The following is an 8,598-nucleotide window of genomic DNA, read 5'->3' as shown; positions in this document are numbered from 1 at the left end:
AGAAAGTCGCCATGACGGCCATCGCTGAAAGCCTAGCCGTATCAACCTCAACGGTCATCCGAAAACTAAAGGAATTTCAGTTCAAGACAGACTTGAACTGGCTACCAACTAACATGAGCTGGGACTCAAACAGTCCAGTGGACTGTTTGAGGTAGGAGCTTGAAAATACAAAAGCGACTAGTTGAAGCAGGAAAGGCAAAATGAGCTTCATCGCTCAAGACTTTAACTCGCTCAAAATCCTAGCTATTCTAGATGGTCGAACACAAGCCACCATTCGCAACCACTTTCTGCGCTATCCGAGAGACGTCAGGAACCGTGTTAAGGTCATCACCATGGACATGTTTAGCCCTTATTACGACATCGCTAAGAAACTATTTCCTATGGCTAAAATTGTTCTCAATCGTTTCCACATTGTCCAGCATATGAGCAGGGCAATGAACAGGCTACGTGTTCAGATAATGAACCAGTTTGATCGAAATTCTCACGAGTACAAGGCACTCAAACGCTACTGGAACCCTCGCTCTCTCGTTTTCAAGCTCGGGCTAAACTAGTCCACTGGACTAGTTTACTCCAACAAGCCAGTCGTAAACTCAGCGATAAACGCTTTTATCGTCCAGTTTTTCGCAGGCACTTGACTAATCAGGAGGTTGTCACTAAACTGCTCGGCTATTCTCAAGAGCTAAAAGAACACTACGAACTTTATCAACTGCTCCTGTTTCATTTTCAAGAAAAGCAAGCTGAACAGTTTTTTGGGCTGATTGAGGAGACGATTTCAAGCGTTAATCCTGTCTTTCAGACAGTTTTTAGAACATTTTTGAAGGATAGGGACAAGATTGTCAATGCCTTGGAATTGCCCTACTCTAACGCCAAGATTGAAGCAACCAACAACATCATCAAGGTCATTAAGCGCAACGCCTTTGGTTTCAGAAACTTTGAAAAGACAAAACTCGCATTTTCATTGCCATAAACATAAAACGAGAGAAGACAAGAACTGTCCTCTCTCGGTGTTAAGTGGGTCAACCCACTACAGTTGACAAAGAGCCTCTTTTCATACGATGTTAATATCTACACCAAACCGTCAAGCAAACCGCACATGAAATCTTCAGAGCGGAATTGACCGATGTCATCAATCTTTTCTCCAAAACCGATGAATTTGACAGGGATATCAAGTTCCTCACGAATAGCAAGAACAACCCCGCCCTTAGCAGTACCGTCCAGTTTGGTCAAAACTAAACCTGTCAGTGGTGTGATTTTTGAAAATTCCTTGGCTTGCACCAGAGCATTCTGCCCAGTTGAGGCATCGAGCGCCAGAAGGGTCTCATGTGGGGCATCTGGTAGGACACGTTTGATGATGCGCCCGATTTTTTCCAGCTCAGCCATGAGGTGGTCCTTATTTTGGAGCCGTCCCGCAGTATCAATCAGAAGGATGTCAACGGCTTCAGCGACAGCTTTTTCCATACCGTCAAAAACGACGGAGGCAGGGTCCGCCTTCTCAGATCCAGTCACCACAGGTACATCAACACGGCGCCCCCATTCGACCAACTGGGCAACTGCACCAGCACGGAAGGTGTCCGCAGCGACTAGCATGACCGACTTGCCGGCCCGCTTGTATTGGTGGGCGAGCTTGCCGATTGAGGTGGTTTTTCCGACCCCATTGACCCCAACAAAGAGCATAACTGTCAGCCCCTTTTGGAAGTTGATGGCTTCCTGCTCAAAACCATCCTTTTCATAGATGTCCACGAGTTTTTCGATGATGACACGGCGGAGATCGTCTGACTTTTTAGCCTTTTCGAGTTTGGCTTCATAGCGGAGCTCCTCTGTCAGCTTGGTAGCGACCGTCACACCCACGTCAGACATGATGAGTAGTTCTTCCAAGTCCTCGAAAAATTCCTCGTCCACGGTACGGAAGTTAGCTAGGAAAGCATTGAGCCTTGCGCCAAAACCAGTTCTGGTTTTCTTGAGGGTGCGGTTGTACTTGTCTTCGGTGGTTTCAGAGTGCTGCACTGCTTGGGCTGGCGCTGAAACAGGCTCTACAACCTGTCGCGTCTGCATGCTCTCCAAAACCAACTCTTCCCCTCGCTCAGCCGCAGCCTTAACGGCTGCTTTTTTAGCATAATAATTCGCCATCACGCTTGAAAAATGCTGGCCGTGTTCGGTCAACTGAGCAGCCAAAGCAGCATCATCGGTTAGAGGAGATGTCAGCTGGTCAGCTGGTGCAGCCAGATTGTCAGTTTCATCGTCTACTTGACTTAAAACCACCTCATCAACCAAGTTTGACTGGGTCATTTGCTCAGTGAGCTCATCAGTTTTGGAATCACTGACTGGCTCAACAGATGCTGGTGCTGATCCAATTTCCTGTTCCATGTCCACAGGTAAGGCTTCTGCCTGACGTTCCAGACTGCCTTGTTCGAGGGGTGTGGCATCCTGTCTTTCAGTCTGCGCCACTGTTGGTTCAACAAGGGGAGCTAGAGCGGGTTGACTGGCCTGAGGAGTGTCGCGCTCAGCATCAGAACTAGCTATCCGCTCGTTAGCCAAGTCATCTTGCTCTGACAATACAACCTGGTCTGCCTGGGGCATTACAGTATTTTCCTCAGCAGTGCTGACAGTGGAAACATCAACGTTTGGTTCATCGAGCAGCTGACTATCCTCAGCTGTTGTCTCCTGTACAGGGTCTTGAAGCACCTGCTCTTCTTTTTTCTTCCCAAATAGGCGATCAAACAAGCCCATCAGTCATCTCCTCCTTCACGATATAACGGTAAATAGCTTCTGCCACACCTGACTGGTCATTGGTTCTGGTCACAGACAGACGAGCAGCAGCTTTGGCAGCAGGCACCGCATTGCCCATAGCGACACCCCAGCCTGCCCAAGCTAACATGGTCAGGTCATTTTCCTCATCACCCATGGTCATAACCTGATGAGGGGCAAGACCAAGCATCTGACATAGGTCTGCCAAGCCCTGCGCCTTATGGACACCTTTGGGCATGACTTCTAGGATAATCTCCCGAGACTTAAAGACCTCAAACTGCTGGCTCAGACTGGCTGGTAGTTGGGCAATTCGCTGGTCTAAGTAGTCAGCTTCACAGACAATGACGATTTTATTGTAGACCTGGTCTTTTGGTAAATCGGCAAGGCTGTCCAGCTGGATAAAGTCCAACATGGGATTGGCGGTGTGGTAGAGCGATGTCTTGCCTTGACTGGGAATCGAATAAACCGTCCCATCACTAATGACATCAACAGGCAGAGCCAGTTGCGCCATCACCGCCTGCACCTGAGCAATCTCGTCCACGCTCATCGGGTGATGAGCTACAACGGTCCCATCATTTCGCTGCACTAGACCACCATTAAAGGTAATGCTGTACTGGTCCCATCCTTGCAGTCCCAGCTCTTCCAGCAGATTACCGATAGCTTTGAGCGGACGCCCTGTCGTGATGACGATATTGACGCCTTTTTCTTTGGCCATTTGCAGAGCGACCTTGTTTTCTGGACTGACCTGCTTGTCTGTGGTGAACAAGGTGCCGTCCAGATCCAAAGCCAGCAGTTTAATGGCTGCGGCCGCTTGTTCCAGGTAGGTCAACACAGCACCTGTCTCATGATGACCAATCACCTGACTAGCCCGTTCTTTAATGGCTGGAATGGCATTATCAACCGCTATCGCCTGTCCAACTTGACTCATTAGTTCCAGATCATTCCCATTGTCCCCAAAGGCAGTCACCTGACTCACATCTAGCCCTAACTGTTGACAAAGTTTCATAAGACCAAGAGCTTTATTGCTCCCTTGCCGAATAATATCAACCGAATCATCTCCGACAGCCACGGCCACAAAACCAGTTTCTCGCTGATTAAAGGTAGCAATCCCGTCTAACAGAGTGTTCTTGGTAAACTGAGCAGTGAGCTTGTAGATATTGTCATCAACAACTAGTAGATCATCAACCTGTTGCAGGTTTTCATAGTAATGCGCCAAATCAGCAACGTAAGTAGTAGCCGCTTGTTGGGTGGCATAAGAGCCGCGTTGCCCAGACAGCAAGTACTTGTCCTCTGTCAGGTAGGGATTGTGCCTAAGGGCTTCAACAACTCTTGCAACCTCATCTGGAAGCATCGTATCTTCAAAAATTACCTGGTCTTGATAACGGACGAAAGCCCCATTTTCAGCAATCATAGCGATACGATCAGTCAATCCTGCAAAAAGCTGATCCAAGGCTAATAAACCGCGACCACTAGCCACCGCAAAGAGATAGCCCAAGCGGTCAAAATCATCTAGCAGAGCAACCAAACGTTTGCGGTCATAGCCGCCTTGGCCATTCAAAAAAGTACCGTCCATGTCGGACACAAAAAGTTTTTTTATCCGCGTCATGCTTCTATTGTAACAAATTTTCAGCGATTTTGATAGCTAGAGAGCAACTCATCTAGACGAACAATCATTGAGCTCCCTCTACGCATCGTCAGCTGTTTCTAGGGACTTTGTAGACCTGCTCTGCCATTTTCCCAAAATATCCTCCCAATAAGCTGGACCTCGCTGCCGATCCGCCAAGGCGTGTTTACCATAGAGGCTCATCAGTTGGTTGACCGCTTTGATCATAAACTCACGGCGGGGTTTATCCAGATGGCGCAACGTGTTTAGCATAGCTCTGGCACGAACGGGATCAGGGGTTGATAGGTCGTTTAGGCTGGCAATGCCAGAGGTGAAAAACAAGTCAAAAAAGGTATCAAAAAAGAGTTTTAGTTCTTGATTTGAGTACTGATTAAGCCAATCATTGAAGGTTTTCTCTAGACTCAGGCTAAATTGGCTAAGTTGAGAGCTTCTCAAAAAAGCCGTCTCCGACACCTGCCAATGCGACATATCGTGTTGCAACAGCCTCTTGTTTTGGCTAATCACCGTTTCATAAGCCACATCTGAGCTTAGCATGATGCCAACGATAGCCTCTTCAGGCCGAAAAGCCTTGACCCTTGGTCGAATGGTCTGATAACCAGGAGAATTGAGGACAGACTGATGAAGTCCAGGAGCGTCGAAAACATAGACAGCACTGATCTTTGTTTGTAAGGTTGCTGGAACCAAACTGCTAGCATAGAGCGCTAGATTGCCACCTTTAGAGTGACCAGAGACCACCAATTTGCCTGAGAAATCCATCAAAAATGCTCTGAGGTAACTGAATGCCGCCTGCTGGGCAGGGATGGTTCGCATGTAGGACATGTTGAAATCCTCTTTCCAGCCAATCAAACTATCATCTGTGCCACGAAAAATCAACTGGGTATGCCCAAGGCTGGGCAAGCACATGACCATGGCAGCGAATTGCCTGCCGTAGTCGGGGTTAACATCATTGACATAGTAGCCTAGCTCTACATCACCAAATCGCTGACTGGTTAAGACTGCTCGTAGGAGTTCAACCCGTGCTGGTGTCACCAGGAAATCATAGGCTGGCTGTTCCAACTCAGCAACCGCAAGTTTCCCCAGTAGGTCAACCAGTCGATGATAGCTGTGATGGTCAAGCGTTTCTGGCAGGTATTCACCAAAAGTCAAATAGCCGAGTTCGTTTAGACAGGCAATGTCCAACTCATTGAGCGGGAGGTCGTCAAAGGATCGATGACCGTTTGCCAGCACATAGTCTTTGATATTAGCCATGAGTACCCTCCGCGAGACAAGACATAATCAACTCAGCAGTCTCAGCCGGACGCGCCATGTAGAAATCATGATGGCTGTTTGGCAGCACCTGATAAGAGACATAAACTGGACAGTTAGCTAAATAGCGCTCTTTTTGCTCTAAAACATCTGACGGCTGGTCACTGATGATGACCGTCGTCGGTGTCCTAAAATCTGCCTGTTGCAAGGGCTGATGGCACTGTCGGCGAGCTGTCAACAGCCCCATTACCGCCTCCTGGTTGAGCCGCAAGCGATAGACCCCAGCCACCTCATCATAGAGGTAGGCCTCCTGCTCTGCTCGCTCAAGGTTGGCTGACCAACTCTCACTCCCCTCACGCGCCTGACTCAGATGCTCCGCCATGTCTGCAAAAACCTGCCCCTCCAAGTAGGCCTGAGCACCAGCCAATTCCTCCTCAAGTGGTAAAGACGAAAGATCAATACAGGCCCCATCTAACAGGATTAGTTGGCTCACGCGCCAAGGATAAGCGTAGGCATACGCTGCTGAGATGTCTGCTCCAAGAGAATAGCCGAGCAGGGTCACAGGCGTTTCTGGTAACTGTTGACTTAACCAGATTAGTAACGCTTCATTGCTTACCACCGACTGTTCGAGGTTATCAGGGTGACCAGGAAGTGGCAGATAATTGACCCTTACCCCTCTATCTGCCAAGGCTACCAGTAAGTCAGCTGCGTAGTAGCGGTTACTTCCCAGCCCATCTAGGAAATAAACCGTCATACCTCCTCCTCAAACAAGCTCAAATAGTCGCCGTAACCGAGCTCTGCCATTTGCTCATAGGGGATAAATTTCAGGGCTGCCGAGTTGATGCAGTAGCGCAAGCCCCCTCTGTCACGAGGACCGTCGTTGAAAACATGCCCCAGATGGGAATTGCTCTGACGACTGCGGATTTCAATCCGCCGCATGCCGTAGGAACTGTCATCGTGATGGGTCAGGTCACGGTTGTTAATCGGTTGGCTAAAAGCAGGCCAACCGCAGTGGGCGGGAAATTTGTCCAGCGATGAGAACAAGACCTCACCACCAACGATATCCACATAGATACCTTTTTCAAAAAAATTATCGTACTCCCCTGTGAAAGGACGCTCAGTTGCTGATTCTTGGGTCACTCGGTAAGCCAAGTCACCAATCCGCTGGCGCAGTTCTTCTTTTGTTTCTGTCATCGTATGACCTCCTTGACTAGATTTTACCACATTTTAAGGTTTGTCGCCAAAGCAACATACAGGATAACATGAAAATAGCATCAGAAACTCTGTCTGATGCTTGCTAGCTGTTTTAAATTTATCTGCTTTGAAAATAAGGTTTGAACAAGCTTTATGAAGACAATTAACTCAGAAATACTACCTGTTACTCGTCAACTAAGGTAATATCAGCACCGAGTGCCTGAAGCTTTTCAATGATATTAGAATACCCTCTGAGGATATGTTCAATATCTGTAATCACTGTCTGGCCATCAGCCATCAAAGCTGCGGTAATCAGGGCTAACCCAGCTCGCAAATCAGTCGCACGCACTTCCGCACCTGATAAGGGCTTGCCACCTGTATAAATAATCTGACCGCCGAGTGTTGAAATCTCCGCCCCCATACGTGCTAATTCTGGGACATGGTTCACCCGCTTTTCATAAATCGTATCTTTGATTTTTCCGCGCCCTTGAGCCTTCAGTAATAGCGGGGTCAACGGTTGCTGCAAATCAGTTGCAAAACCAGGATAAGGCGATGTGCTGATATCCACTGCACGGAGAGCTTCTTGTTTCTCAACAAAAATAGCATCTTCTTTGACAACCATGCGCACGCCCATCTCTTCTAGTTTGGCGATAAAGCTTTCCAAGTGCTCATAAAGCACATTGGTCACGCAGATGCCCTCGCCAACCGCAGCAGCCAGTGCGATGTAAGAACCAGCCTCAATGCGATCGGGAATCACTTGATGGCGTGTTCCACCGAGACGTTCAACACCGTCAATCGTAATAACAGCTGTGCCAGCTCCGCGGATACGCGCCCCCATGTTATTAAGCAAGATGGCCACATCAATGATCTCAGGTTCCCGTGCTGCATTTTCAATCACAGTCCGACCCTGAGCAAGACTAGCCGCTATCATGGTGTTGATGGTTGCCCCAACGCTGACTGTATCCATAAAGATATGCGCCCCTTGCAAGCGACGACCACCTGTAGAGAGAATCATATGGTCTCCCTCATAGGTTACTTGAGCACCCAAGGCTTCAAAGGCTTTTAGATGGAGGTCAATCGGTCTAGGACCTAAATCACAGCCACCCGGCAAACCGACCTTGGCATAGCCAAATCTCCCTAGCAAACTGCCATAAAAGTAATAAGAGGCCCGCAACTGACTAATCATCTCAGGTGGTATGGGCCGATTGACAAGACCTGATGGGTCTGCTGTCAAACTCTCCTGCTGGCGATTGACTTTGACACCCAGCAAACTAAGCATCTCAACCAAATTGGCCACATCGCTTAAATCCGGCACACCATCTAGGGTGATTGGCTCATCGGATAAAATCATAGCAGGAATCAGGGCTACAACCGAATTTTTTGCTCCAGAAACAGGAATATTACCCTTGAGTGGACGCCCTCCTGTAATAATAATTTTACTCATACAATTCATTCTTTCACTTTATCTCAAGATTTACCTGTACCATTCTATCACACTTCAAACCTTTTGACAAATATGGAGACGAGTTACCAATTGTCATTCAAACGTCCTAATATTCAGTCTATTGCATCTGAAAGAGGATAACTAAGGGGGAAACTTTGAACTATGGCTATTCCACAAATAAAGTTACTCAATGACCTAAATATCGACAGGCAAAAGCCATCCAAAAAACGGCTCTATAATTTCTGTAGTGGGTAAATCCACCATGGAGATTATAGAGCCTTTTGAGTGTAGAAAAAAAGTTCCATATGACCTACAATGAAAAGTGCTTAAACAACTCATTAGAAAG

The 8,598-nt window shown here is 47.8% G+C and carries 5 protein-coding genes and 3 pseudogenes; 1 reads left to right on the top strand and 7 read right to left on the bottom strand.

Features of this window, described 5'->3' with window-relative positions; genetic code table 11:
* A pseudogene (locus ACERC5_RS09390) lies at nucleotides 1-1,011 on the top strand (ISL3 family transposase); the annotation flags it as partial.
* Between the two features lie 54 nt (nucleotides 1,012-1,065).
* On the opposite strand, the pseudogene ftsY reads toward ACERC5_RS09390, so the two are convergent.
* The 7 genes and pseudogenes from ftsY to ACERC5_RS09355 all read right to left on the bottom strand — a co-directional run.
* Nucleotides 1,066-1,986: pseudogene (ftsY, locus tag ACERC5_RS09385) on the bottom strand (signal recognition particle-docking protein FtsY); the annotation flags it as partial.
* Nucleotides 1,987-2,713: 727 nt separating this feature from the next.
* Nucleotides 2,714-3,544 (bottom strand): Cof-type HAD-IIB family hydrolase, encoded by an 831-nt coding sequence (locus tag ACERC5_RS09380; RefSeq protein ID WP_373659630.1) that lies wholly within the window; start codon nucleotides 3,542-3,544, stop codon nucleotides 2,714-2,716.
* A 30-nt stretch (nucleotides 3,545-3,574) separates the two neighbouring features.
* Nucleotides 3,575-4,351 (bottom strand): annotated as a pseudogene (locus tag ACERC5_RS09375) (HAD-IIB family hydrolase); the annotation flags it as partial.
* A gap of 78 nt (nucleotides 4,352-4,429) precedes the next feature.
* The gene (locus tag ACERC5_RS09370) at nucleotides 4,430-5,617 is read right to left on the bottom strand and encodes an Mbeg1-like protein (protein ID WP_373659627.1); all 1,188 of its coding nucleotides are present in this window, start codon (nucleotides 5,615-5,617) and stop codon (nucleotides 4,430-4,432) included.
* Nucleotides 5,610-6,368, bottom strand: coding sequence for an alpha/beta fold hydrolase (locus ACERC5_RS09365; RefSeq protein WP_373659628.1), 759 nt, complete (start codon nucleotides 6,366-6,368; stop codon nucleotides 5,610-5,612). Before ACERC5_RS09365 ends, ACERC5_RS09370 begins: the two co-directional genes overlap by 8 nt.
* Nucleotides 6,365-6,808 (bottom strand): peptide-methionine (R)-S-oxide reductase MsrB, encoded by a 444-nt coding sequence (gene msrB / locus ACERC5_RS09360; RefSeq protein ID WP_018367809.1) that lies wholly within the window; start codon nucleotides 6,806-6,808, stop codon nucleotides 6,365-6,367. The genes ACERC5_RS09365 and msrB overlap by 4 nt, the downstream gene beginning before the upstream one ends.
* Nucleotides 6,809-6,992: 184 nt before the next feature.
* Nucleotides 6,993-8,252 carry a UDP-N-acetylglucosamine 1-carboxyvinyltransferase gene (locus tag ACERC5_RS09355; protein ID WP_373659629.1) on the bottom strand — a complete coding sequence of 420 codons (1,260 nt, stop codon included), beginning with the start codon at nucleotides 8,250-8,252 and terminating at the stop codon, nucleotides 6,993-6,995.
* Between the last annotated feature and the right edge of the window lie 346 nt (nucleotides 8,253-8,598).

Source organism: Streptococcus sp. E24BD (assembly GCF_041807825.1).
In the GTDB taxonomy this organism is placed as follows: domain Bacteria; phylum Bacillota; class Bacilli; order Lactobacillales; family Streptococcaceae; genus Streptococcus; species Streptococcus entericus.
Note: the sequence above shows the minus strand (reverse complement) of the source record. Positions and strands in the feature narration are given on the sequence as shown.

Excerpts from the sequence above, each read along its gene's own strand:
- ACERC5_RS09355 (WP_373659629.1), bottom strand. The coding sequence starts at position 8,252 with ATGAGTAAAATTATTATTACAGGAGGGCGTCCACTCAAGGGTAATATT.
- msrB (WP_018367809.1), bottom strand. The coding sequence starts at position 6,808 with ATGACAGAAACAAAAGAAGAACTGCGCCAGCGGATTGGTGACTTGGCT.
- ACERC5_RS09370 (WP_373659627.1), bottom strand. The coding sequence starts at position 5,617 with ATGGCTAATATCAAAGACTATGTGCTGGCAAACGGTCATCGATCCTTT.
- ACERC5_RS09365 (WP_373659628.1), bottom strand. The coding sequence starts at position 6,368 with ATGACGGTTTATTTCCTAGATGGGCTGGGAAGTAACCGCTACTACGCA.